Source organism: Diaphorobacter sp. HDW4A, assembly GCF_011305995.1.
Taxonomy (GTDB): Bacteria; Pseudomonadota; Gammaproteobacteria; order Burkholderiales; family Burkholderiaceae_C; genus Diaphorobacter_A.
Genome location: NZ_CP049910.1, coordinates 5,079,985 through 5,104,328, shown reverse-complemented (window position 1 = coordinate 5,104,328; position 24,344 = coordinate 5,079,985). Strand labels below are relative to the sequence as shown.

Here is a 24,344-nt window from a genome sequence, read left to right as displayed (position 1 = left end):
GTGACGCGCGGCGCTCAAAGCCCTTTTTCGACCATCAGCAGCAGCCGTTCGGTCAGCGCCATGCGCTGCTCGGGCGTGCTCTGGCGCAGCGGCCCGTCGATCATCAGCGTGGCCATGCCGTGCACGGCGGACCATGCCAGATACTCGGCCTGTGCGCGATGCGCAGCGGGCAGGACATGCGCATCGACCATCGCATCGAGCGCTTCGCCAAGTTGCTCGAACGGATCACCGCCGGACGTGTGCGTTTGCAGATCCTGTTTCTGGGCGGCGAGCGCATCCCGTTCCAGATCGCTGACGGCAAATGCGGTGCGGAACCAGCCTGTCTCGGCCTGCGCGAATTCGAGATAGCCACGTCCCACGGCCGTCAGCATGGCGCGTGCACGCAGGGCTGCGTCGTCGATGTGTCTCGCTGACGCCAGTGGCGTTTCGATGGTTTGAGCCATCGTCTGCAGCACCTGCATGCGCACTGCCTCGAACAGCGCTTCCCGGTTCGCGAAATGCCGGTAAGCCGCATTCGGCGCCACGCCTGCGCGCCGCGTGGCCTCGCGCAGCACGATGGCCGGCGGCCCTCCCTCGCGCGCGAGCCTCACCCCTGCTTCCACCAAGGCCATGCGCAGGTCGCCATGGTGGTAGGAGTTTCGGGCCGAGACATCTGTGGGTGGAGCTGACATGCTGGAGGCGAGTCGGCTGGAGCGCTTCTGACAAGCCCTTACCAAGCCAAACAAATCAAATGTGGACAGCGTCCATTTTAATTGACAAAATAAGTGAACGTTGTCCACATTGATGGATTATTCAAATCCCTTTCTCTCAAGGAGTCAGAGTCATGAATCGTCAGAACTACGTTGACGGCTTTCTGTGTCCGGTGAAGGCGCAGGACCGGGAACGCTATCTCGCGGTCGCTACGACAGCTGCGGAACTGTTCAAGAAGCACGGAGCGCTCTCGGTGGTTGAGTGCTGGGCCGACGATGTGCCCGACGGCAAGCTCACCTCCATGCCCATGGCGGTGAAGCTGGAGCAGGACGAGATCGTGGTGTTCTCGTGGGTCGTCTGGCCTGACAAGACGGTGCGTGACCAGGGCATGAAGGCGGTGATGGACGACCCGGCCATGCCCAAGGACATGCCATTCGACGGCAAGCGGCTGATCTACGGCGGCTTCCAGCCGATTCTGGTCGTCTGATTTTCTGATTCACATTTCGTTAATCAAGCCACGCAATCATCCGTGGCTCTTCCCAAGGAGATTTCCATGCAATTCATTCCTTACCTGAATTTCAACGGCAACTGCGCGCAAGCCATGGCTTTCTACGCCGAGGTTCTCAACGGCAAACAGGGCCCCGTCATGCGCTTTGGCGACATGCCTCCATCGCCCGACATGCCCCCCGTGCCCGAAAGCGCGAAGAACGGCGTGATGCACACCTTCGTGCAGTTCGGCGATCAGGAACTCATGGGCTCTGACGTGATGCCCGAGGCGTGTGGTGGCATGGTCTACCAAGCGCCACATGGCATGTACATCTCGATCCGTGTGGACACCGTGGATGAAGGGCGTCGCATCTTCGATGCGTTCGCGCAAGGTGGCAAGGTGGCAATGCCGTTCGACAAGACCTTTTGGTCACCCGGCTTCGGTATGGTCACGGATCGCTTCGGCACGCCTTGGATGCTCAACGTGTTCGTGCAAGCTTGAAGGAGCACATCATGTCGGCAAACTCCAATCCCGTCGTCTGGTTTGAAATCTACGTGCAGGACATGGCTCGCGCGCGCAAGTTCTACGAGACCGTGTTGCAGAAAACACTGGCGCCCATGCAGGCCCCTGAGGGCGATGCCTCGGGTTTCGAGATGGTCTCGTTTGCGGGTGACCCGCACAGCCCGGGCGCGGGTGGCATGCTCGTCAAGATGGACGGCGTGCCGTCCGGCGGCGGTGGTGTTGGCACGCTGGTGTACTTCGCTTGCGATGACTGCGCGGTCGAGCAGTCACGCGTGGAGGCTGCCGGCGGGAAGATCCACAAGCCAAAATTTTCGATAGGCCCCTATGGCTTTTGCGCGCTGATGCTCGATACTGAAGGCAACTGCTTTGGCCTGCACTCGATGACTTGAGAAGAAGTTGGAAGACGTGAGATGAAGGCGCGGGCGGGCGTCCGGTTCTGCCACAGGAGACACAGCCATGTTTGATCCCACCTCCACGGACGGCGGCGATGCGTCCGCCCAGCCTTCGCACATCAACGATCTCGTGCTCACGCGTTTGCTAGAGGCACCTGCGGACAAGCTATACCGCTGCTGGACCGAGCCCGCGCTGCTCGTCCAATGGTTCGTGCCTGCGCCATGGAGCGTGGCGCGCGTCGAAGTGGATCTGCGTCCCGGTGGCCGTTGCCTCGTCGTGATGCGCAGCCCTGAAGGCAAAGACATGCCCAACGACGGCGTGTATCTCGAGGTCGTTCCCAACCGGCGACTGGTGTTCACCGATGCCTACCGCGCGGGCTGGATTCCGTCAGACAAGCCTTTCATGACCGCCATCGTGAGCTTTGATCCATTGGGCGATCAGACGCGCTACACCGCCATCGCCCGCCACTGGAACGAGCAGGATCGCAAGACGCACGAGGACATGGGCTTTCACACCGGCTGGGGCATCTGCGCAGACCAGCTCGAAGCACTGGCGCGCACGCTGTAGCAAGGCCTGTGCGGGCCTCTATTGCGATCCGAAGAAGCGCCCCGGTGACTGGCCGACCGACTTGCGCACCATCGCGCTGAACGCGCTGGGGCTGTAGCCCAGTTCGGCGGCGATGCTCGCCACCGGCATGCGCGAGGCGGCCATCGACACGGCCTTGGCCAGCACGACCTGCTGACGCCATTGGGTGAACGTGCTGCCCAGCTCATCACGAAACAGCCGGGCGACGGTGCGTGGGCTGGCGCCCGTGTCGCGCGACCACTGCTCCAGCGTCTCGTGGCGCGTGGGATCGGCGATCACCGCCTCGCAGAGATTGCGAAGCCGCTTGTCATGTGGCAGATCGACGCCAAGGCGCACGGGGTTCGCGCGCCGCATCTCGTCCAGGATCAGCGCGCTCAGATGCCGCTCGCGGCTCAGCTCCTCAGGGGGGAGTGCGGGGCCGTCATTCGGCACGGTGGGCATTTCGCGCACTAGCGCGCGCAGCAGGTCGGAAACCTCCAGCACGCGGCACTGCCGCCAGGCATCTTCGTCTTGCCGCGCCACGCCGGGGCCGCAGCGGCCTGCAGGTTGATGAAAGTACAGCGTGCGCAGATCGGCGTCCTCCACCATCGTCACCGCATGCTCCACACCCGGCGGAATCCACAGCGCGCGCGACGGCGGCACGATGTAGGTGCCGGTAGGCACGCCGAGTCGGATCACGCCGGAGGTTGAAATCGCCACCTGCGCCCACGGGTGATGGTGCGGCTTGATCTGCGTGTCCGCGCGCAGCTGGCGGAACTTCACGCGCACCGGCCGTTGGCCCGTGGGCATGAACAGATCTGGCGTGAGCGATTCCACATACGAGAGCTCGCGCGTCGCGCGATGGCTGCCGCCGCTGCTCGCGACAGCGTCCGGGAGCGTTTGAGGGACTGGCGATCCGCTTGGCATGTTTGCAATAGAAGTTGGCAGACTATCGTATATCGGACGCGGCCCATTGCCCCTACCATTCGGCACATGACCACAGCAGCTTCTCCACCTTCCGCGTCCCCGGCTACGCTCCGACAGGATGCACGCACCATCGGCCTGATTGGCCTCGCGCATGGCTCCTCGCATTTCTTCCACATGCTGCTGCCGCCGCTGTTCCCGTTTCTGATCACGGAATTCGGCTATAGCTACTCCGAGCTCGCGCTGCTGGTGTCGATGTTCTACGTCATCTCGGGCGTCGGCCAGGCGCTCTCGGGCTTCGTCGTGGACCGCGTGGGCGCACGCCCCATTCTGTTCTTCGCGCTGGCCTGTTTTGCGACCGCCGGTGTGCTCGCGGGCACGGCCAGCGGCTACTCGGCGCTGATCGCCGCCGCCTGCGTTGCCGGGTTGGGCAATGCACCGTTCCATCCGGTCGATTTCACCATCCTCAACAAACGCGTCTCTCCGGCACGCCTGGGCCACGGCTTCTCGGTGCACGGCATCTCGGGCAACCTGGGCTGGGCGACGGCTCCGGTCTTCATGGCGGGCATCGCCACCGCTACTGGCTCGTGGCGCATCGCCTGCCTCTGCGGTTCGGGCATGGCGCTGCTGATCCTCGCTATCATGGTCTGGAACCGCGACGCGCTCGACGACCGCAAGGGCTCATGGACGCAGGGCGCAGCCAAGGGCACCGCAGCGGTCACCGCCAAGCCTGAGCACCCGATGGCCTTCCTCAAGCTGCCTTCGGTGTGGCTGTGCTTCTCGTTCTTCTTTTGGAGCACCTGCTCGCTCGCCGCGATCCAGAGCTTCGCCAGCCCCGCGCTGCATCGCATCTACGGTACACCGCTGTCCGTCACCGCGATGGTGGTCACCGGCTACATGCTCTGCGGCGCTATCGGCATGGTGATCGGCGGCTTCCTTGTCTCGCGCGTGGAGCGTCTGGAAAAGGTGATCTCGATGTGCCTGATCGCCTCGGCCGCGTTGCTGGCCTTGGTCGGCCTGGGCGTGCTGCCCGGCATGCTGGCCCTCGTGGTCACGGCGCTCGCGGGCCTGGGCATCGGCGTGGCCGGTCCTTCGCGCGACATGCTGATCAAGCGCGCTGCGCCACCTGGCGCAACCGGCCGCGTTTACGGCACGGTGTATTCGGGGCTGGACCTCGGCTTCTGCCTCGCCGCTCCCGTGTTCGGCGCGATGCTCGACGCCAACATGAACTCCGGCATCTTCTTCGGCTCGGCGTCGGCGTTGGTGCTCGGCGTGGTGTCTGCTGGCTTTGTGGGTGCGGGTGTCGCCGCTCGTGCTGTGCGCCCGGTCGCCGCTTGATTCTTCATCGCCTGGCGCAAAGGGCTCCGCTGAAAAGTCGGGGTCCTTTGCCTTTCAAGGCGGCTCCCAATCCGCATTGAATGCGTGCTGTCGTTTGAACATGGGCTTGCTGCGCCAGACACATGCACCTCTGTGGAACATGGGTTTGCGCACGTTTTTTGCTGCTATGGTGCGATGCGTTCATCACAGTGAATAACCACTTCTACGACAAACCCAAGTGTTCAAGGAGACACAGAACATGAGCCACCGCTCCAAATTCTTCGCCCGCCAGTCACTCACTGCGCTCTCCATCGCCGTCGCCGCATTCGCCGCGCAGGCCGCACCGCAGGCCGACATCCACGAGCTGGCGCAGAAGCAGCAGCAGCCTTATCTCGACACGCTCAAGGACCTGGTGCACATCGAATCCGGTAGCAAGGACATCGAGGGTACGAAGCAGATCGCTGAGTATGTGGCGGGCAAGCTGCGCGCGCTCGGTGGAAAGGTCGAAGTTCTGGCCGCCACCGATGTCTACCGCTTGGACGACACGCCCGAGCAGATCGGTCCGATGGTGCATGCCGAGTTCAAGGGCAAGGGCACAAGCCGCATCATGATGATCGCGCACATGGACACCGTCTACCTCAAGGGCATGCTCAAGGAGCAACCGTTCCGCGTCGATGGCGACAAGGCCTACGGCCTCGGCATCGCTGACGACAAGCAGGGTGTGGCGCTGATCATCCATGCGATCGATCTGATTAAGAAGCTGGGCTACGACGACTACGGCACGCTCACCGTGCTGATGAACAGCGATGAGGAAATCAGCTCGCCTGCTGCGCGCAGCACCATCGTGCGCCTGGGCGCGGAGCAGGATGCGGTGTTCTCGTTCGAAGGTGGCGGCACCGACGGCAGCCTGCGCCTTGCAACCAGCGGCATCGGCGCGGCCTATCTCAAGGTCACCGGCAAGGCCTCGCACGCGGGCGCCAAGCCCGAGGACGGCGTGAACGCGCTCTACGAGCTGTCACATCAGGTGCTGCAGATGAAGGATCTGTCGTCCAAGCCTGAAGAGAGTTTGAAGCTCAATTGGACCGTGTCCAAATCGGGTTCCAACCGCAACGTCGTGCCCGCCGAAGCGACGGCCCAGGCCGATGCGCGTGCACTCAAGGTGGCCGATTTCACCGCGCTCGAACAGGCGATGAACGAGAAGGTCAAGAACAAGCTGCTGCCCGATTCCAAGGTCGATCTCAAGTTCGAAGTGCGCCGTCCGCCGCTCGAGGCCAATGACGCGGGCCGCGCCTTTGCCAAGCACGCTCAGGGCATTTACGACAAGGAGCTGCAGTTGCCGATGAAGGTCATGGACAAGGCCACCGGCGGTGGCACCGATGCGGCGTTCGCGGCGCTCAAGGCCAAGGGCGGCGTGATCGAGGGCTTTGGCCTGTCGGGCTATGGCGCGCATTCGAACAGTGCCGAATACGTGCAGATCAACACCATTGTTCCGCGCCTCTATCTGACTGCGCGCATGATCCAGGACATCTCGTCCGGCAAGGCGAAGTAAGTCCTCTAGGCTTTACTCGCAGGGGCAAACCCGAAATCGAAATCGCGAAGTCTCCCCCTATAGTGGCCTGCACGCCTCGTCTCGCGACGGGCGGCTCACAACACAGGCAAGGAGACACGCAATGCATTCGAGTTATCGGGGGCCGAGTCGCCGTCGCGCCGCAGCGGTCATCGCTGCGGGCGGCCTTTTGGCCACTATGGGGCTGGGCACCGCCGCGCAGGCGGCTGCGGACTATCCAGCCAAGCCGGTGCGCATCATCGTGGGGTTCTCGGCCGGCGGCACCACCGACGTGGTCGCGCGCATTCTGGCCAAGGAACTCACGCAGGCGCTGGGCCAATCCTTTGTGGTGGAAAACAAGCCCGGCGGCGGCAGCAACATCGCCACCGAGCAGGTGATGGCCGCGCCCGCCGATGGCTACACGCTGTTGTGCGTGGCGGTCACCAGCGCCATCAACCAGACGCTGTATCCCAAAGCCAAGTTCGACCTGAACCGCGACTTCGATGCGGTGGTGCTCGGCGCCAAGGTGCCCAATATTCTGGTGGTCAACAACAACGTGCCCGCCAAAAACGTGAAGGAGCTCATCGAATGGGCGCGCGCCAACGGCGACAAGGCCGCCTATGCGTCGTCCGGCAGCGGCACGTCGATCCACATGGCGGGCGAGATGTTCAAGGTGCGCACGGGCCTCAAGACGCAGCATGTGCCCTACAAGGGCAGCGCACCGGCGCTCACCGATCTCATCGGCGGGCAGGTGCATTTCATGTTCGACAACATGCCCTCGGCTTGGCCGCAGGTGCAGGGCGGAAAGCTGCGCGCGCTCGCGGTGACGACCAAGACCCGATCACCCTCCGCGCCCGATATTCCGACTATGGAGGAAAGCGGTGTTACGCCGTTCGACGTGAGCTCATGGTTTGGCCTGATCGCGCCCAAGGGTACGCCCAAAGAAGTGATCGAGAAGATCAACAAGGCGGTGAACGCCGCGTTCGACAAGCCCGAGGTGAAGGAAGCCTACCTCAAGCTCGGCGCTGTGGCGGAGCACAACACGCCGCAGCAGTACAGCCAGTTCATCAAGAACGAGGTGACGGGCTGGGCGCCTGTGGTCAAGGCATCGGGCGCGACGGTGGATTGACAGTGCGCAGCCGGGGCAGCAGCGCATGCAGATCCACGGCATCGGCCATCGCACGCAGGCCCGCGTCGCCCGGGTGCAGATGGTCACCGCTGTCGAAGGTGGGCGCGAGGCGCGATGGATGCGTGGGATCGCGTAGAACGGCGTCGAAATCAATGAGCGCGTCGAACGCGCCGCTGCGCCGCATCCAGTCGTTGAGCTGCTGGCGCAGCGCGTCTTTCTCGGGCTGAAAATAGTCATCCAGCGGTGTGCCCGGTAAGGCGCCTTCGAACGGTGCCAGCGTGCTGCCGATCACACGCAAACTACGAGCGCGCAGCTGTGCAATCAGTTGTCGATATCCCGCCGTGAGCGCTGCCAGCGAGGGGGGTGACGCATCGCGCGCAAACGCGGTGCCGGGCCATGCGATGTCGTTGATGCCGAGCGCCACGATGGCGGCCTCGACGCTGGGCTGAGCGAGCACGTCGCGCTCCAGTCGCGCGAGCGCGTTGACGCCCATGCCGTCCGATAGCAGCCGTGCGCCCGAGATGCCTGCATTGATTACCGCGACGTCATGCGGTGCGAGCCGCATCGCCAGAACATCCGGCCAGCGCGTGTCCTGATCGAGGCTGGCGGTTGCGCCATCGGTGATCGAGTCGCCGATCACCGCCACGTTGCCCGATGCGCCCGTTCGCTCAACATGAATGCCCGCGAGCAGCGGTCTTGCCGTGGTGCTCATCGATAGCGCAGCCATGTCGAGCGTGGTGGCTTCTGTCTGGTCGCCGCTGACGATCCAGGTCGTCTGGCGGCCATCCCAATGAAAGGTCGTGAGGGGTGTGGGTTCGGGCAGAAAGAGGCTGATGGCGAGCCGCGACAGCGATTCGGTAGCGAGATCCACAGGGTCGCTGACAAGCGATGCGCCGGGCAGCATGGTCGCCGCGGATTCACCGCCGAAGGTCACTGCATGCATGTTGGTGCCTGATTGCTGCGCCACCGTGGCGCGGCCGATGTGTACCGGCGCGTTGCCATGCACGTTCGAGAGCACGATGCGCAGCCGCCTGCCGCCGAGGCTGATGCGCGCGAGCTGGCGCACCGTCTGCAGGTGCAGGCGGCTGGGGAGATTGGTCGGGAACAAAAAATCGTCGTTCCAGACTGGCTGGGGGCTGGCGGCCCAGCTTGCAGTCCATGCGGGGGCGTGCGTGTCATCGAGAGAAAAATGCGTCATGAGCGGTGGCCTTCTGCCGTGAAGTAAGCAGGCACCTGCATGATGGGGATCGACGGCGCGCGGCACTAGGGCATCGCGCGGAACAGCGCTTGTGCTCTCGCAGCACGAATGAAAAATACCACCTGGTCAAGAGCGCATGCGGCATGATGTGCGCTGTCTCGCCGCCACCGAGAGCCACATGAGAACCCATGTCCAACGCACACACCCATTCCTTCGACGAAGCCGACTGGCCGTTTGACGAGCCGGTGAACACCGCCACGTTCACCACGCGGCATGTGATGGACGGATCGCTGCCGGTACTGGAGGTGTTCCACGATCACGATGGCGAGTGGCAGTTTCTGTGCGGCACAACGACCGAACAGGCCGATGTGAAACTGGTCTGCATGGGCTGCGTGCTTGAGCGCGACGCCTCGCTCTTCGGGCTTGCGGATCTGCCGCCGGGCTGGTGCGCTGATCGTGCAGCGCCAGGCGAGTCCTGGATTCGGGATGTGTTTCCGCAGGAAAACGATGATGAGAACGAGAGCGAAGAAGTCGAAAGCGATGAAGCTTTCTCCCGCATGTCGGCTGCGGAGTTCGAGTCCTTCATCGACTCCGCCGTAGCGGAGCTGAGTCGCAAGCAGGACGCGCTGATCTCGGAGCATGGCTTCGGCAGTTTTGCGCGCTGGTTCTTCGATCAGGCGAACGAAAAAATAGAGATGTTCGATGAGGACGACCGCAAGCTGTTCGAGGCCGACGTGATCGACATCGGCAGCTACGCGCGTAACTCCAGCACCTGGAAATGGGCGTGGAGCAACGAGTCCGTATTGCCTGCGCTGCGCGAGAAATCGGCCGCGCTGAAGGTGCTGGAGCGCACCACGGGCCGCCGCCTGTTCATCGTGCCCGAGGCCTTCAAGCTCGATGAGGAATGCATGGCGTGGGAGCTCGCGGCGCTGGGCGTGCAGCTGCTCAGCGCCATGGGCGTCTATCGCGCGCCCGACTCAGCCGGGCGGCTCAACACCTTTCTCGCGGTCACCGCTGTGCGGCTCGCAGCGGCCGCATGAGGCCCCTGGTCACATTGCGAAGATTTTGCCGGGATTGAGGATGTTCTTCGGGTCCAGGGCTTGCTTGATGGAGCGCATCATGTCCACCGCGCCCGCGCCCGTTTCCTCCAGCAGAAAGCCCATCTTGTGGATGCCGATGCCGTGCTCGCCGGTGCAAGTGCCGCCCAGCGCGATCGTGCGTGCGACGAGCTGGTGGTTGAGCGCCTCGGCCTTCACGCGTTCTTCGGGGATGTTGGGGTCGATCAGATAGCCGAAGTGGAAGTTGCCGTCGCCCACGTGGCCGACGAGGAAATAGGGGATGCCGCTGTCGTCGGCTTCTTTCACCGAGTCGAGCAGCGCATCGGCCAGGCGGCTGATCGGCACGCAGGTGTCGGTGCTGATCGCGCGGCATCCGGGGCGTGACTGCACGGCCGCGAAGTACGCATTGTGGCGTGCGGTCCACAGGCGTGTGCGTTCTTCGGGCGTGGTCGCCCATTCGAACGACTGTCCACCCCATTCGCTGGCGAGCTCCTGCACGGTTTCTGCCTGCTCCTTCACACCGGCGGGCGAGCCGTGGAATTCCATCAGCAGCATCGGTTCCTCGCGCAGCGTGAGCTTGCTGTGCGCGTTCACCATGCGCACGGAGTTCACATCGATAAGTTCCACGCGCGCGATCGGTACGCCGAGCTGGATGGTCTGGATTACGGTGCGCACGGCTGCCTCGATGCTCGGGAACGAGCAGATTGCCGCGCTCACCGCTTCGGGCAGCGGATACAGGCGCACCGAGATCTCGGTGAAGATGCCCAGCGTGCCTTCGCTGCCCACGAGCAGGCGCGTGAGGTCGTAGCCTGCAGCGCTTTTTTTGGCACGCGTGCCGGTGCGGATCACTTCGCCGCTGGCGGTGACCACTTCAAGCGCGAGCACGTTCTCGCGCATGGTGCCGTAGCGCACGGCGTTGGTGCCGCTCGCGCGGGTCGACGACATGCCGCCGATGCTCGCGTCCGCGCCCGGATCGATGGGAAAGAACAGACCCGTGTCCTTGATCGCATCGTTGAGCTGCTTGCGCGTGATGCCCGGCTGCACGGTGACGGTGAGGTCATCGGCATCGATGGACAGAATCTTGTTCATGCGGCTCACGTCGATGCTGATGCCGCCCTGGATCGCAAGCAGATGGCCTTCGAGCGACGAGCCCGCGCCGTAGGGAATCACCGGCACTTCGTATTGCGAGGCAAGCTTGACCGCATCGGCCACGTCCTGCGTGCTCTCGGCAAACACGACGGCCGATGGAGGAGGCGCCTGCAGCGAACCTTCATCGCGGCCATGCTGCTCGCGCACCGCTTGCGATGCGGAGAACCGGTCACCGAAACGCGCCGCCAGCGCATCCAGAAAAGCCTGCGGCACGGGGCGCAATTGCACGGTGGGCTGCAGGTGGGTGGCGTCGGTGGGGGCGTTCATGGGGTTCTCCGGAAACTGACAAGACTGAGTCTTGCATTTTAGTTTTCAGAGCGCCCGTGCTAGCGGTCCAAAACCCTATCCGCAGTTGAATGGTCAGAAACGACAAAAAACCCGTTCGAGCCCTGGAGTACAGCGCGAACGGGTTTTTATCCGGACGACAGAACGAACCACTCTACCTGTCTTCTGCCGCCGGAGGGGACGGGGTGGCCCGCGTCACTGCGCGGGTGGCTGGATCACCGTATGGTGCCGGAGCGCTGTTTGCTGGCGGCTGAACCTCGGTTCACCTTGCGCTGCTGCTGGAGCTCTGTCAGTGCTTGCGAAGACTTGGTGCTCGCGGCGGGAGACGCGGTTTGGAGCGATGAGGAGGGCGTGGAGGCGCGCCGTGTAGCGCTGGTCGAGGACGTTCCGCCGCCGACCACTTCCTGAGGCTGCACCCGTGACTGTGCGGGGCGCGTGGTCTGCGCAGAAACGTTCTGAGCCTGTACCGCCGCGCCTCCGACGCTGAGGGCTGCAAAAAGCATGACACTTCGGGCGTCAAACCAGGCGTTCGGCATGCGGCGTTGCTTCGACTGATTCATGGTCTGGGACTCCAAAAGGTTGTTGAACTGGGCTCTATTGCACCGCAACATCCGCGCTCGATCCAGCACTTTTGCCCGCTGTTGCTCGCCTCCTCATTTGGGTCCTTGATGTAAAGCACAATGGAGAACTTGCGTAGACAACTAGGAGAAAACATCCCATGGGTAACCGTTTGACACAGATTGCGACGCGCACCGGCGACGATGGCACCACAGGGCTGGGGGACAACACCCGCGTCTCGAAGAACAGCGGCCGCCCGCACGCCATGGGGGATGTGGACGAACTCAATTCGCACATCGGCCTGCTGCTCTGCGAAGACCTGCCTGCCGACGTGCGTGATCTGCTGGGCGATGTGCAGCACCAGCTCTTCAATCTCGGCGGTGAGCTGTCGATTCCTGGTTACGAGCTGCTCAAGGACGATGGCCTGCTGCAGCTCGACAACGCGCTCGCGCTCTACAACGCGCAGCTGCCGCGCCTGCAGGAATTCATCCTGCCCGCAGGCACGCGCGCCGCGTCGCAGGCCCATGTCTGCCGCACCGTGGCGCGCCGCGCGGAACGTGCCGTCGTGGCGCTGCAGGACAGCGAGAAGATGCGCTCCGCGCCGCGCCAGTATCTGAACCGCCTGTCCGATCTGCTGTTCGTGCTGGCCCGTGTGCTCAACCGCGTGGACGGTGGCGACGATGTGTACTGGAAAAGCGAACGTCTCGCGCGCGCTGCGCAGGACGAGTGACATCGCTTGCACGACTGAAACGCGGGACTGACAACCATGCGACTGCGGCACATCGAGGTCTTCAACGCGATCATGCAGACCGGCAGCGTGAGCGCGGCCGCGCGCCTCATCAACGTGACGCAGCCGGCCGTCAGCCGCACGCTGCAGCATGCCGAACTGCAGCTCGGGTTTGCGCTGTTCCAGCGAGCGCGCGGACGGCTCACGCCCACCAACGAGGCGCTGGCGCTGTTCCCGCATATCGAAAAACTGTTCGAGCAGCTCGACGAAGTTCAGCGCCTGGCCGCCAATCTGCGCCATGGGCAGGCGGCGGATCGGCTTACCGTGCTGACGGTGTTCGCGCTCAGCCGCGACGTGCTGCCGCGCGCGGTGGCGGGCTTTCGCGCGAAATATCCAGAGGTGCAGGTCCATGTGCAGGCGCTGCATACGCCGCAGGTGGTGTCTGGCCTGCTGCTGCAGGAGGCCGATGTGGGCTTCGTAATCAGCTCGGTGCGCCAGGCAGCGCTTGAGCACGAGACGTTGGCCGAGGTCGACATGCAATGCGTCGTACCCAAGGGTCTGATGGCGTCGAACCGTATGCGGCCCGAGGGGGTGGAGCTGGCAGATCTGGCGAATGTGCCGCTAGTTGCGCTCGACGGCAAGGATCCGCTCGGCGTGCGCATTCAGCAGGCCTGCCGCGAGCATGGCGTGGGGCTGTCTCCGGTGGTCACGGTGCAGACGTATCACGCGGCGCTGTCGATGGCGGAATACGGCCTTGGAGCGGCGATTGTCGATGGTTGCACCGCAGCGGCTGCAGATCTTGCCAAGGTACATGTCGTGCCGCTGCTGCCGCACATCACCGTCGGCGTGAACGCGCTGCATCTTGCGCAAAGGCCGGGCTCGGTGCTCGCACGGGCGATGACGCAGGAAATGCGCCGGGCGCTCAAGGTGACGTTGAGCACTGGTTGAGTGAGGAGGGGATGGGACGAACATTGAGTTACATTCAATGACCAACCACCCAATCCATCTCCACCATGCTTCGTTTCGTCCAGAGCCTGTGTACCCAACGCGCCGTGGTGCGCACTGTCTTGATGTTGGGCGTGGCCCTGCCGTTGGCCGTGCAGGCGCAGGTCTATCGCTGTGAAGTGGCGGGGAAAGTCGAGTTCCAGCAGCATCCATGCGCAGCTGCGAGCGGCTCGAGCAAGCTGGTTTCAGCGGCCACTGATCAACCGCCACTGTGGACAACGCTCACACGTGGCTTGACGGTGGACGAGGTGCTGAAGGCGGTGCCGCAAGCCAAGCTCGGCGACGACGACAAACTCAAAAATGGGGCGCGGTCATTGCTTTGGGTGAAGCGCATCTCCGCTGGCGGGCAGGATTTTGATGCCCGGTTTTTCTTTTTGAACGACAGATTTCATCGGGTCAATTTTTCCGGGTCGATGAACCACAGCAATGAATTGAGCATGAAGACGTTCGACAAGCTCGCAGAGACTTTTCAACGCAGCTATGGAGCGCCAGCCGACAAGAAGTTCATCAACGAATCCATGGGGATGGCTGCGAGTGCAACGTGGAACATCAATCAGGGCGAGGTCTGGCTTATTCTGGTGCCAGTGACGGCCAATACCGCATTCGTCAACTTCGGCTTTGTCCCGAAGTGACGCAGAGGGTTTTTCTTCTCAGGACTCCAGCATTTTGGCCAGATGCGTGGCCGATCCAAACGCCAGCGTCAGGCCCAGTGCGCCGTGGCCTGTCTGCAGCCACAGGTTGCGTGGCGCTCCTTTTAGTCGCCCGGTGATCGGTAGACCCGCCGGGGTGGCAGGGCGCATGCCTGTCCATGGCCGTATATCGCCGTCGATGGGCAACTGCGGAAACACTTCGCGTGTAGAGCGTTTGAGGCTTTCGATGCGTGCGAGATTCAGGCGCGTGTCGCGTCCCACGATTTCCACCATGCCCGCGACACGCAGACGCTCGCCGGTGCGTGCGAAAACGACCTTGCGTGTGGTGTCAGTCACGCTGATCTGCGGTGCGGCATCCGGGGTGGCGGCCGCATCCAGCGTGATGCTGTAGCCCTTGAGGGGATAGACGGGAATGCTCGCCCCCAGTTGGCGTGCCTGTTCTGCACTTTGCCAACCGCTGGCCAGCACGAAATGATCGGCGGGGATCCTGCCGCGTGAACTGTTCAGCGCGGCGATGTGGCCCCCCTGTACGTCAAAAGACTGAACCTCGGTGCCGTACTGGAACTGCACGCCGCGCTCCTGCAGGCGCTGCGCGAGTTGCTCGCACAGCTTGCGGCAATCCACGGCACTTTCGCTGGGCGTGTGGACGGCTCCAACCATGCGCGGCGCGTAGGCCGCCAGCGCCGGTTCAAGTCGTGCCACTTCAGCGGCATCGACGATGCGCTGCAGCGCTCCGCCCATTGTCGATTGCAGCTGCACCTGTTGTGCAGCGCCATCCAGACCCTCTTGCGTGGCAAAGAGCACCAGCTTGCCGGGGGTGTGAAAGTCGCATTCCAGCGCTTCTCGCTCTTGCATGGCTTCGAACGCCTTGCGGCTTGCAGCGGCCAACGTGAGAAGCTCGCGCGTACTCCGTGCTGATGTCTGCGCGTTGCATGCCCCCAGAAACTGCAGTCCCCAGGACCATTGCCGTGGATCGATCTGCGGGCGGAACGTGAGCGGCGAATCCTTTTCGAGCAGCAGCTTGGGCAGCATCTTCCAGATGCCCGGATCGGCCAGTGGCTGCACGTACGAATAGCTCAGCTGCGCGCCGTTGCCGCCGCTCGCGCCGGCCGCCGGCTGCGCGGCGCGGTCCACCACGGTGATGCGGTGTCCCGCCTGTTGCAGAACATAGGCGCTCGCGAGGCCGACGATGCCCGCGCCGACGACGCAGATGTGCTTGGATTGCTCTGTTTTCATGACGGGATGACTGTAGTTCCACCGCCTTTCCGCGTCGCATGGCGATTTGCATATAGGGTATGCACCAAGGTTATGGGCGGCGTGGTTTACCCGTAGCTTTGTCGCCCACAAAAGGTGCGGATTGCACCAAGTGGCTGCATGCATCGCACAGCCTTGGTGATAACCCTTGAGGTCATAAACACAGGGCATGGACTGGCGTGCAATTTGCATCCCACAAGCGGCGCGTCAGTCCATAAACTGACGATCACTTCAACACTTTTGATATTGGGAGTCGGCATGAAATTTCGTTCCACATTGCTTTGCGCGGCGCTGGGCATGGGCTGTCTTGTCACGGCCCATGCGGACACCTTGGCCAAGGTGCGAGAAAACGGCTACATCACGCTCGCGTATCGCGAGTCGTCGGTGCCCTTCAGCTATCTCGATGCCGGCAAGCGCGTGGGCATGACGGTGGAAATGTCCGAGGCCATTGCCGACGCGGTCAAGAAGGCCGTGGGCAAGCCGAATCTCGAGGTGAAGTGGCAGGCAGTGACCTCGCAGAACCGCATTCCGCTATTGTCCAACGGCACGGTCGATCTGGAGTGCGGCTCCACTACCAACAACTCGGTGCGCGGCAAGGAAGTGGACTTCACCATCAACCACTTCTACACCGGCACCCGTCTGCTGGTGAAGAAGACTTCGGGCGTGAAGAACTACGCGGACCTCAAGGGCAAGACCGTGGCGATCACCTCCGGCACCACCAACCTGCAGGTGATGCGCAAGTACAGCGCTGACAAGGGGCTGGACCTCAACATCATCATGCCCAAGGACCATGTTGATGGCTTCCTGCAAGTGCAGCAGGACCGCGCGGTCGCGTTCGGCATGGACGATGTACTGTTGTTCGGCCTGATGGCCAACGCCAAGAATCCCGGCGACTATGAGGTCGTGGCCGATGCGCTGCAGGTCGAGCCCTATGCCTGCATGGTGCGCAAGAACGATCCCGAGTTCAAGAAGCTCGTCGACGGCGTGATCGGCGGCATGATGAAGTCGGGCGCGTTCACCAAGCTCTACGACAAGTGGTTCATGCAGCCAATTCCTCCGACCAACACGCCGCTGAATATGGGCATGAGCGACGACTTGAAAAAGAATCTGGTCGAGCTGAGCGACAAGCCCGCGAACTGATCCGGTCCCTTTTTTCACCGCAACCCGAAGAGTGTTCTCCATGCTGGCCCCGCCGCAATCCGTTGGAATCCTGGGCGGCATGGGACCAGCTGCCGGCGCCGACTTCGTGCGCCTGTTCGTCGAGGCCTGCACCAGCTATCTGCAAAGCCACGGTGAAGAGGTGCGCGACCAGTCGTTCCCCGAGCACTGGCTGGTGCAGATGCCGATCCCGGATCGGACCATCGCCATCCAGCAGTCGCGGGCCGATGTGCAGGACCCCGCACCGCATCTGTTGCAGGGTGTCGGCCGTCTGGCCGCGCTCGGCGTGCGCAGCGTGGCCGTGGCCTGCAACACCGCCCATGTCTGGCATGGGCAGATGCAGGCGCTGTTCCCGCAACTCTCCATCCTGCACATCGCCGAGGAAACTGCGCGCCATCTGCAGCAGCAAGGTGCGCAGAAGGCGATCCTGCTGGCGACAGAGGGAACCTATCGCACGGGGCTCTACGACCAGACGCTGCGCGCTTATGGCATCGCGCCGCTGGTTCCCGACGAAGAGGGCGTGGCGCTGCTCATGCAAGGCATCTACGAAGGCGTGAAGCGCGGTGACATCGATTTTGCTTCCCGTCGCTTTGGCGAGGTGCTTGTGCCACTGCTCGCACGCCATGGACAGGTGCCAGTCGTCATGGGTTGCACCGAAATCCCACTGGCGCTTCCGCAGGCAAGGGCCGCCCAGAGCGCGATGCTGATCGATCCGTCGAAGATCCTGGCGCAGGAGCTGGCCAGGCGCGCCTACGAAATGCACTGAACCGCGTTGAGCGATACAGGAAACGGGGTTGACTCTGGAGAAGTTACATTTCTCGAAGATCCAACCCATGCTGTTTTGACGAGCAGTCCTCGGAAAATCCTGATACTTTCTGCATTTGCAGACAAAAATCGTTTCTCTGTTTGGGTTGCCACATCAAAAGCTTTGGAAGCGGTTGTGGATTAACGCTTCTTCAATCCCACTCTGCTTGTGGCAGAAAGATCAATTTGTATCTTGTATGTACAATTTGATGCATGGAAGCGCGAGTTCTTGATACCTTTTGAGAGAAATCAAGTGACTCCTGCTGTCTGACTCCGGCTGCTGACGCGCCGCCCCCGACCCGTCGCCTGACACCCTCCTCTCCCGCCTACAGGGAAATCCTTGCGCCGCTCACATTGGCATCGTGAATGGCGCACGCCTTGTTTGCTGTGCGCGCCCAGATGGGCTGTTTCCCGTCAATCGGGTTGCGAATCAGTGTTCGGATCAGTTTGTTCTTTATTGAGTCAGAACTGATTCAAATTATGAATAAATGTCATTTTCCGAAAGGAAGAATCATTTATTCGCAGAATCAATAAAATCCATACAAATGCATACGAGTTGTTACGAAATCTCGTAATTGCATGCGCGCCCCTTGTTGGGCTTCTCCGCAATTTGCGGCGCCGCGCCGGATTGCTTCGGCGTCGCCGCAGGAAGTTTGAAAATTCCATGCACCTATCTCGACGATTGCGTTCGTTTCTGGGCGTGCCAATAAGGCCGCCATCGCTCCGTGCTGTCCTTGGCGTGGTTTTGCTGCTCCCCGGGCTGGCCATGGCGTCGGCTTCGGTCAACCACAAGTTCACTGCGGATGGCGTCACACCGACTACCTCGACGATCCATCCCGGTGATGTGGCGACCTACACGATCGAGATCGTGAACGACAGCACGACCTCTGCGCTGACCAATGTGAATCTCACTTCGCTGCTCACCATGGCAGCGGAGCAATATCCCGGCCAGCCGTTGCCATCGATACAGATCGTGAGCCCGGTGACCACCTCCAATACTTGCGGCGGTACGCTGACGACTGCTGCCGGTGGCACTTCGGTCATCCTCACTGGGGGCACGGTGTCTGCAGCGGCCGACATCAGCACGCCCGGCAGTTGCACGATCACGGTCAAGGTCACGTCTTTGAAGACGGGCAACCAGATCGCGCATATTCCGGCCAGCACAACGCCAACCAATACGACGGCCGGTCTGGTCTTCAAGGATGGCGTGGACAACGAGGCTCACAACCTCACCTTTGCGAACGCTTCTTTGCTGGTGACTCCGCTGTCCGCTCCCACGGGCAGCAAGCAGTTCAGCCCAAGCCCTTCGTATGTGGGCCGCGCCACGGCGCTGACCATCACGCTGACGAATCCGAATGCTGACGCGACAATGCCGCTCGACAGCTTCACGGATGCATTGCCTTCCGGCATGTTCGTGGCAACGGTTCCCAACGCAAGCGTAGTGTGCTCCGGCGCCGACTTTGCCAATGGGGCGGTGACTGCTGTTGCAGGGTCCCAAAGCGTATCCCTGGCCGGAGGGACCATCGGCAAGAGTGGCACCTGTGTGATCACTGTGGACGTGGTGGTGCCCGAGCTGGCTGGCACCAATACCACGCAGACTTACACCAACAAACTCGAACCAGGGGCGATCAAGAACGGCCGTGGTCTGGAAAGTCCGCAATTCGAGCGCGCGCTCACGGTCAATGCGCCCGTGAGTGTGAGCAAGGGCTTCAGCCCCGGCACGATCCCGGTGGGTGCCACATCGACCATGTCCATCACGGTCACGAACAACGGTGGTGAAGCGCTGACGAATGCTGGCTTCAAGGATACCTTCCCATCCACCAATCTTCAGATCCTGAGCACACCCGCTCCGGCGATCAGTTGCAGCGGCGGATCCAATGCGGGCACTGCAGTGCCGGATACCTTGTCCAGCCCGAACGTGTTGACCGTCTCGGGGATGACAGTTCCCGCCAATGGTGGCACCTGCACGGTGACTGTGCCGGTCACGGCCAACGCAGAGAATGCGTCGGGCTATGTGAACAGCCTGCCTGCCAATGCGGTGACAAACGACCAAAATATCGGCAGTCCCGCCGCATCGGGCACACTGACTGCCTACTCGCAGCTGCGGGTAGCCAAATCGGTCAGCCTGAATCAGGTGGCTCCAGGTCAGTGGACCGAGTTCACTGTAGCAATCAGCAACTATTCCAGCGGCGCTGTCACGAACGCCGTGTTCACGGACAGCCTGCCTGCCGGCATGACCTATGTGGCCGGTTCGGCGACGGTGAATCCGACCGCCTGCAATTTCACCTTTGCGAGTACCGGCACTGGGGCCACTAACGATCCTGTGGTTCTGAAGGGGACTGGTGGCGTGATTCCCGCCGCGACCAACACGACCCCGGGTGTGTGTACGGTGAAATTCAAGGCCCAGTTGCCTTCCACCGCCACGGTGGGCACATCGACCTATGTCAATCAGTTGCCCACCAACACTGCTGTTGTCGGTAATGGCATTGGCGGCTCGACGACCAACACCAATCCGAGTTCGGCCAACAGTGTGGCAACGGTCGATGCCGTCGATCTGAACAAGGCGTTCAGCCCCAACTCCATTGCTGCGGGCCAGACCTCCAAGTTGACGATCACGGTCTACAACCGCACCCTCAATGCGCTGACCATCACTAGCCTCACGGACAATCTGCCCCCTGGTCTGGAGCTGGCAGCCGATCCACAGGCGACAACTACCTGCACAGGTGGCTCGCTGCAGGCCTATCCACAGGACACCAAGATGATTCTGAGTGGTGCCACTGTGCTTGCACGCCCTGACAGTTCGAAAGATGCGTCTTGCGTGATCACCGCCATGGTGACGGGCAAGACGGCCAGCACGACAGCATACGTGAACACCATCAAGCCTGCCGATTTCACGTCTAGCGCAGGGACCATTCCTGCCAACCGCAGTGCCAACCTGACGATCACTGCCGGTTTGACCGCCACCAAGAACTTCTATCCGAGCAGCGTGGCCACTGGGGGGGTGACGCGTTCGACGGTCACGGTGAGCAATACGACCAATGGTCAGCTCACCAATGTGTCGGTGAATGATGATGGTCTGGCGGGCGGTCTGGTTGTGGCCAATCCGGCCAATGCATCCACCTCTTGCGGCGGCACACCGGTGCTGACGGCCAACCCCGGCACAACGGGCGTGCGTCTGGATGGTGTGACGCTGAATGCCGGTGCAAGTTGTATCCTGTCCTTCGACGTGCTCGCTTCTGGCAACGGCCCTTGGTCCAACACCATCGCCGCCAGCAAGATCACCAGTGCTGAAGGGGCTTACAACACACAGGTGGCCGCCGCGACGCTGGGCAACCAATCGGTCAGTCTCGCACTGAGCAAGAACTTCGATCCGCTGGTGGTGACGGGCAACAAGCCTTCCACACTGACGATCGACGTGGTGAACAGCTCGAATGTGGCGATCGAAGGCGTGGCGTTCACCGACACGTTCCCACAGGGCGTTCAGATCTACGCGACACCAGATGCTTCCACCACCTGTTCCGGGGCGACGGTTGCGGCTACGCCGGGCAATGGTTCGGTATCCCTCGCGGGGGCCAAGCTGGCGGCCAACAGCACCTGTCAGGTGTTCGTCAAGGTGACGTCGGTTTCGTTCCTGAACCTGACCAACACCATCCCGGCCAAGGCCGTGACCAGTCAGGGTGGCTACACCAATGCGCAGCCCACTTCGGCGACGCTGACGACACTGCAGGGTCTGGGCATCTCCAAGGGCTTCGAGCCTGCCTACATTGCGGCCAACGCGGTATCACGCCTGAAGATCAAACTGGTCAGCACCTTTGACCCATCGGTGATCAATCCGGTGGTGCTCAAGGGCGTGACCTTCACCGACAAGCTTCCGGCCGGTCTGGGTTTTGCCACAACGCCAAATGCCACGACCACTTGCGCGGATGGCAAGATCATGATGGACGCGGGCGCCGGTCAGATCACCGTGTCGGGCGCAACACTGGCTCCTGGCGCATCTTGCGATCTGGAAGTGAATGTGACCGCTGGCGACAAGGGCGACTACCTGAACAGCATTCCCACCAACAGTGTGAAGACCGATCAGGGCGTGACCAATCCCGATCCGGGCGAGTCCACTCTGCATGTGGTGCCGGACCCTGAAGTCACGAAGATGTTCAACACGACCGATCCCGTCAAGGTGGGTGCGCCCGTCGAGTTGATCGTGACCGTGAAGAACAATGCCACCGTGCCGATGACAGGCGTGAGCCTGACTGACAATCTGCCGCCCAATATGGCGGTGGCCGAGAACCCCAATGTCAGTACGACCTGCATGGGTGGCACGGTGACGGCCAACCCCGGCGCGACCAGTTTCACACTGAAAGGTGCGACCGTTGCAGCCGCCAATGGCGCGACCAATCCGGTCACTGCGGGCACTTGCGTGTTCCGCGCATTCGTCGTAGCGAACAAGTCCGGCTCGTTCAAGAACACCATCGGCCCGAACGCGATCACGAGCGATCAGGGCCTGACCAACGGCAACCCTACGGAAGCCGATCTGGAAGTGCTGGATCCGCCCGCAGTCACCAAGAGCTTCACTCCGGTGCAGATCCAGTCCACCGCTCCCGACAACGTGAGCACGTTGCGCATCCGTCTTGAGAACCAGAACAAGACACCCATCACGCTGACCAAGTCGCTGGTGGACGCGCTGCCGGGCGACGTGTTCGTGGCAGCCACGCCGAACATCAACGGTAATCTGGCAGGCGCAACTGCCTGTTCGGGCGCTGTCACCGCAAATGCCAACGACATCAAGGTGACCTACGCTAATGGCGCAACCATCCCTGTGGGCGGCTGCACGATCTCGGTGGATGTCACGTCCTCCAAGACCGGCAACTACCTGAACACCATCGCCGCTGGCCAGTTGGAGACAACGGCAGGCGTCAACCCCGAGCCCGCTAACGCGACGCTGGGTGTGGACGAGCCGGCTGCGCCTTCGGTGGACAAGGCATTCAATCCGGAACAGATCGATGTGAACGGTATCTCCACGCTGACGATCATGCTGAACAATCCGAACACAGTTCCGCTCACCCTGAGCAAGGACTTGGTGGATGCCTTGCCCACCGACGTGGTAGTGGCAGCAACGCCCCATCTGGGTGGCACTTGCCCCGGCAATAAAGTGGCCGATGCGAATAGTCTGACGGTTTCCTATCTGACCGACTCCGCCATTCCTGCGGGTGGTTGCACGATCATCGTGGACGTGACCTCGTCCAAGGCAGGTTCGTACACCAACATCATCCGCAAGGGTGATCTTGGCACCAAGGAAGCGGGCAGCAATCCCAACGACGCGACTGCAGGGCTGATCATCAAGAGCGCGCTCAATCCGACCGTGCTCAAGGCGTTCTCGCCCGGCACCATCAACCCCGGTGGCGTCTCGAAGCTGACCATCACACTGGACAATCCGAATGCGGCCGTGGCGACGCTGACAGCCGACATGGTGGACACCATGCCGACCGAAGTAAAGATTGCCGATCCGCTGACCATTGGCGGCTCGTGCACGAACGCAGGGATTGTGGCTGAGGCCGGAGGCGACACCGTGACCTATCAGGCTGGCAACACCATTCCTGCCAAGGGTAGCTGCACGATCACGGTGAACGTGACGTCCACCGTCTCGGGCGGTCCGTACACCAACACGATCCACCCTGGTGACCTGAAGACCGACAAGGGCGACAACATTCCGCCGACCACGGCTGATCTGATCGTCAACCCAGGCCAGCCACCCAGTGTGAGCAAGAGCTTCGCGCCCACCATCATCGTTGCGGGACAGGAGTCCACGCTGACGATCAAGTTGGGCAACGGTGGAACCACGGTGCAGACGCTGAAGAAGGACATGACGGACGCGTTGGTGGACATGTCGGCGGTCATTCCGGCCAACACCACGGGCACGACCTGCGACATCAACTTTGTCTCGGTGAGTGCATCGTCGGTGAAGTACCTGACAGGTGGTTCGATTCCAGTGGGCGGCTGCGTGATTGCAGTGCGCGTGACGTCGTCCGTGGCGGGTGTTCATCCGAACACCATCCCTGCGGGTGAACTCGAAACGGAAATGGGCGTGAACCCCATTCCCACCACGGCCGATCTGACCGTGGGTGAGCAGACTGCTGCCGAGATCGCATCGATCTCCGGCCATGTCTATCATGACCGCAACGACGACGGCAGTATCGGCAAGGGCGAGGAAGGCATCTCCGGCGTGACGATCGAGCTGCGCTCTGCCACCGACGGTTCGCTGGTATTCACGACCACGACCGACAGCACCGGCTACTGGGAGTTCCCGGTGGTGGCTCCCGGCACCTACACCGTAGTGGAAATCCATCCCGAAAAGTGGGTTGACGGCAAGGACACCGCCGGTTCCCATGGCGGTACTGCCGGCAACGATGTGATCACGTCCGTCACCCTCAAGGGCGGTGATGTGGCGACGGACTACAACTTCGGCGAGCTTCGCCCGGTGTCGTCCGGTGTCACTCCAGTGCCGACTCTGTCGCAATGGAGCCTGATCGCTCTGGCCTCGTTGCTCTGCCTGATGGCGCTGTGGCAGAACGGCGGAGTGCGTCGCCGCAAGTAAGTTGCGGACAGCACTGTAGCGCGTCATAGGACCCCACGGCAAAGGCCGATGACTCTTCAATGAGTCATCGGCCTTTTTCATGGGCGCTTGATATCCGGAGGCCGCTCCACATGCCTTGATCAAGTGAGGCGAGTGCTTGGCTTGCGTTTCGTTGTTGACTGGCCGAATCAAGGCGCATGCACGCGTCGATTGGATGGGTACGAAGGAACTATGGGCCAGCGGCGTGACGTGCACCCTTGATGCCCTGTCCAGCCTGTGAGGTGCGGGGACTTGCGCGACGCGTAGTCGGCAGAGAATGCGATGTCAGTCGAGACGCGTTGCACATAGCGTCAACGGG

20 protein-coding genes are annotated in these 24,344 nt (G+C 62.2%); 14 read left to right on the top strand and 6 right to left on the bottom strand.

Going from position 1 to position 24,344, the window contains the following annotated elements; all coding sequences use genetic code 11:
* Positions 1-14 precede the first annotated feature (14 nt).
* Positions 15-671, bottom strand: coding sequence for a TetR/AcrR family transcriptional regulator (locus G7047_RS23400; RefSeq protein ID WP_166310487.1), 657 nt, complete (start codon positions 669-671; stop codon positions 15-17).
* Positions 672-823: 152 nt separating this feature from the next.
* Here G7047_RS23400 and G7047_RS23395 point away from each other — a divergent pair, with 152 nt between their 5' ends.
* From G7047_RS23395 to G7047_RS23380, 4 genes are all read left to right on the top strand, one after another.
* Entirely contained in the window at positions 824-1,177 is a 354-nt protein-coding gene (locus tag G7047_RS23395) for a DUF1428 domain-containing protein (protein ID WP_166310485.1), read from the top strand.
* A 66-nt stretch (positions 1,178-1,243) separates the two neighbouring features.
* Positions 1,244-1,678 carry a VOC family protein gene (locus G7047_RS23390; RefSeq protein ID WP_166310483.1) on the top strand — a complete coding sequence of 145 codons (435 nt, stop codon included), beginning with the start codon at positions 1,244-1,246 and terminating at the stop codon, positions 1,676-1,678.
* Between the two features lie 11 nt (positions 1,679-1,689).
* A complete protein-coding gene (locus G7047_RS23385) occupies positions 1,690-2,088 on the top strand; it encodes a VOC family protein (RefSeq protein ID WP_166310481.1) in 399 nt (132 codons plus the stop codon).
* 67 nt (positions 2,089-2,155) lie between these two features.
* Positions 2,156-2,659 (top strand): SRPBCC family protein, encoded by a 504-nt coding sequence (locus tag G7047_RS23380; protein WP_166310479.1) that lies wholly within the window; start codon positions 2,156-2,158, stop codon positions 2,657-2,659.
* An 18-nt stretch (positions 2,660-2,677) separates the two neighbouring features.
* On the opposite strand, the gene G7047_RS23375 is transcribed toward G7047_RS23380, so the two are convergent.
* The gene (locus tag G7047_RS23375) at positions 2,678-3,583 is read right to left on the bottom strand and encodes a helix-turn-helix domain-containing protein (RefSeq protein WP_166310477.1); all 906 of its coding nucleotides are present in this window, start codon (positions 3,581-3,583) and stop codon (positions 2,678-2,680) included.
* 66 nt (positions 3,584-3,649) lie between these two features.
* Between G7047_RS23375 and G7047_RS23370 the strand changes: the two genes are divergently transcribed.
* The 3 genes from G7047_RS23370 (at position 3,650) to G7047_RS23360 (ending at position 7,572) form a co-directional block, all read left to right on the top strand.
* On the top strand, positions 3,650-4,918 hold the full coding sequence (locus G7047_RS23370) for an MFS transporter (protein ID WP_166310475.1): 1,269 nt from the start codon (positions 3,650-3,652) through the stop codon (positions 4,916-4,918).
* A 238-nt stretch (positions 4,919-5,156) separates the two neighbouring features.
* Entirely contained in the window at positions 5,157-6,446 is a 1,290-nt protein-coding gene (locus tag G7047_RS23365; RefSeq protein ID WP_166310473.1) for a M20/M25/M40 family metallo-hydrolase, read from the top strand.
* 121 nt (positions 6,447-6,567) lie between these two features.
* Positions 6,568-7,572 (top strand): tripartite tricarboxylate transporter substrate binding protein, encoded by a 1,005-nt coding sequence (locus G7047_RS23360; RefSeq protein WP_166310471.1) that lies wholly within the window; start codon positions 6,568-6,570, stop codon positions 7,570-7,572.
* Here G7047_RS23360 and G7047_RS23355 read toward each other — a convergent pair.
* Complete coding sequence (locus tag G7047_RS23355; RefSeq protein ID WP_166310468.1) at positions 7,544-8,770, bottom strand: SGNH/GDSL hydrolase family protein; 1,227 nt, start codon at positions 8,768-8,770, stop codon at positions 7,544-7,546. The genes G7047_RS23360 and G7047_RS23355 overlap by 29 nt on opposite strands.
* Positions 8,771-8,958: 188 nt before the next feature.
* On the opposite strand from G7047_RS23355, the gene G7047_RS30970 reads away from it, so the two are divergent.
* Positions 8,959-9,810, top strand: coding sequence for a DUF6882 domain-containing protein (locus G7047_RS30970; protein WP_205904665.1), 852 nt, complete (start codon positions 8,959-8,961; stop codon positions 9,808-9,810).
* 9 nt (positions 9,811-9,819) lie between these two features.
* Here G7047_RS30970 and G7047_RS23345 read toward each other — a convergent pair whose 3' ends face one another.
* Both G7047_RS23345 and G7047_RS23340 read right to left on the bottom strand, forming a co-directional pair.
* Positions 9,820-11,244, bottom strand: a complete 1,425-nt coding sequence (locus G7047_RS23345; RefSeq protein WP_166310466.1) for an FAD-binding oxidoreductase — start codon at positions 11,242-11,244, stop codon at positions 9,820-9,822.
* A gap of 233 nt (positions 11,245-11,477) precedes the next feature.
* On the bottom strand, positions 11,478-11,822 hold the full coding sequence (locus tag G7047_RS23340; protein WP_166310464.1) for a hypothetical protein: 345 nt from the start codon (positions 11,820-11,822) through the stop codon (positions 11,478-11,480).
* Between the two features lie 158 nt (positions 11,823-11,980).
* Here G7047_RS23340 and G7047_RS23335 point away from each other — a divergent pair, with 158 nt between their 5' ends.
* From G7047_RS23335 to G7047_RS23325, 3 genes are all read left to right on the top strand, one after another.
* Positions 11,981-12,550 (top strand): cob(I)yrinic acid a,c-diamide adenosyltransferase, encoded by a 570-nt coding sequence (locus G7047_RS23335; RefSeq protein ID WP_166310462.1) that lies wholly within the window; start codon positions 11,981-11,983, stop codon positions 12,548-12,550.
* Between the two features lie 36 nt (positions 12,551-12,586).
* On the top strand, positions 12,587-13,495 hold the full coding sequence (locus G7047_RS23330; protein ID WP_166310460.1) for a LysR substrate-binding domain-containing protein: 909 nt from the start codon (positions 12,587-12,589) through the stop codon (positions 13,493-13,495).
* A gap of 149 nt (positions 13,496-13,644) precedes the next feature.
* Positions 13,645-14,184 carry a hypothetical protein gene (locus G7047_RS23325; RefSeq protein WP_166310458.1) on the top strand — a complete coding sequence of 180 codons (540 nt, stop codon included), beginning with the start codon at positions 13,645-13,647 and terminating at the stop codon, positions 14,182-14,184.
* 18 nt (positions 14,185-14,202) lie between these two features.
* Here the strand turns inward: G7047_RS23325 and G7047_RS23320 are convergent, their stop codons facing one another.
* Complete coding sequence (locus tag G7047_RS23320; RefSeq protein ID WP_166310456.1) at positions 14,203-15,438, bottom strand: D-amino acid dehydrogenase; 1,236 nt, start codon at positions 15,436-15,438, stop codon at positions 14,203-14,205.
* Between the two features lie 276 nt (positions 15,439-15,714).
* Here G7047_RS23320 and G7047_RS23315 point away from each other — a divergent pair, with 276 nt between their 5' ends.
* From G7047_RS23315 to G7047_RS23305, 3 genes are all read left to right on the top strand, one after another.
* Positions 15,715-16,596 carry a transporter substrate-binding domain-containing protein gene (locus G7047_RS23315; protein WP_166310454.1) on the top strand — a complete coding sequence of 294 codons (882 nt, stop codon included), beginning with the start codon at positions 15,715-15,717 and terminating at the stop codon, positions 16,594-16,596.
* Positions 16,597-16,636: 40 nt separating this feature from the next.
* A complete protein-coding gene (locus G7047_RS23310; protein ID WP_166310452.1) occupies positions 16,637-17,380 on the top strand; it encodes an aspartate/glutamate racemase family protein in 744 nt (247 codons plus the stop codon).
* A gap of 777 nt (positions 17,381-18,157) precedes the next feature.
* A complete protein-coding gene (locus tag G7047_RS23305) occupies positions 18,158-24,007 on the top strand; it encodes an IPTL-CTERM sorting domain-containing protein (protein WP_166310450.1) in 5,850 nt (1,949 codons plus the stop codon).
* The last annotated feature ends 337 nt before the right edge of the window (positions 24,008-24,344 follow it).

Excerpts from the sequence above, each read along its gene's own strand:
- G7047_RS23385 (WP_166310481.1), top strand. The coding sequence starts at position 1,690 with ATGTCGGCAAACTCCAATCCCGTCGTCTGGTTTGAAATCTACGTGCAG.
- G7047_RS23365 (WP_166310473.1), top strand. The coding sequence starts at position 5,157 with ATGAGCCACCGCTCCAAATTCTTCGCCCGCCAGTCACTCACTGCGCTC.
- G7047_RS23370 (WP_166310475.1), top strand. The coding sequence starts at position 3,650 with ATGACCACAGCAGCTTCTCCACCTTCCGCGTCCCCGGCTACGCTCCGA.
- G7047_RS23395 (WP_166310485.1), top strand. The coding sequence starts at position 824 with ATGAATCGTCAGAACTACGTTGACGGCTTTCTGTGTCCGGTGAAGGCG.
- G7047_RS23340 (WP_166310464.1), bottom strand. The coding sequence starts at position 11,822 with ATGAATCAGTCGAAGCAACGCCGCATGCCGAACGCCTGGTTTGACGCC.
- G7047_RS23380 (WP_166310479.1), top strand. The coding sequence starts at position 2,156 with ATGTTTGATCCCACCTCCACGGACGGCGGCGATGCGTCCGCCCAGCCT.
- G7047_RS23400 (WP_166310487.1), bottom strand. The coding sequence starts at position 671 with ATGTCAGCTCCACCCACAGATGTCTCGGCCCGAAACTCCTACCACCAT.
- G7047_RS23310 (WP_166310452.1), top strand. The coding sequence starts at position 16,637 with ATGCTGGCCCCGCCGCAATCCGTTGGAATCCTGGGCGGCATGGGACCA.
- G7047_RS23375 (WP_166310477.1), bottom strand. The coding sequence starts at position 3,583 with ATGCCAAGCGGATCGCCAGTCCCTCAAACGCTCCCGGACGCTGTCGCG.
- G7047_RS23390 (WP_166310483.1), top strand. The coding sequence starts at position 1,244 with ATGCAATTCATTCCTTACCTGAATTTCAACGGCAACTGCGCGCAAGCC.
- G7047_RS23360 (WP_166310471.1), top strand. The coding sequence starts at position 6,568 with ATGCATTCGAGTTATCGGGGGCCGAGTCGCCGTCGCGCCGCAGCGGTC.
- G7047_RS23335 (WP_166310462.1), top strand. The coding sequence starts at position 11,981 with ATGGGTAACCGTTTGACACAGATTGCGACGCGCACCGGCGACGATGGC.
- G7047_RS30970 (WP_205904665.1), top strand. The coding sequence starts at position 8,959 with ATGTCCAACGCACACACCCATTCCTTCGACGAAGCCGACTGGCCGTTT.
- G7047_RS23320 (WP_166310456.1), bottom strand. The coding sequence starts at position 15,438 with ATGAAAACAGAGCAATCCAAGCACATCTGCGTCGTCGGCGCGGGCATC.
- G7047_RS23345 (WP_166310466.1), bottom strand. The coding sequence starts at position 11,244 with ATGAACGCCCCCACCGACGCCACCCACCTGCAGCCCACCGTGCAATTG.
- G7047_RS23315 (WP_166310454.1), top strand. The coding sequence starts at position 15,715 with ATGAAATTTCGTTCCACATTGCTTTGCGCGGCGCTGGGCATGGGCTGT.
- G7047_RS23330 (WP_166310460.1), top strand. The coding sequence starts at position 12,587 with ATGCGACTGCGGCACATCGAGGTCTTCAACGCGATCATGCAGACCGGC.
- G7047_RS23355 (WP_166310468.1), bottom strand. The coding sequence starts at position 8,770 with ATGACGCATTTTTCTCTCGATGACACGCACGCCCCCGCATGGACTGCA.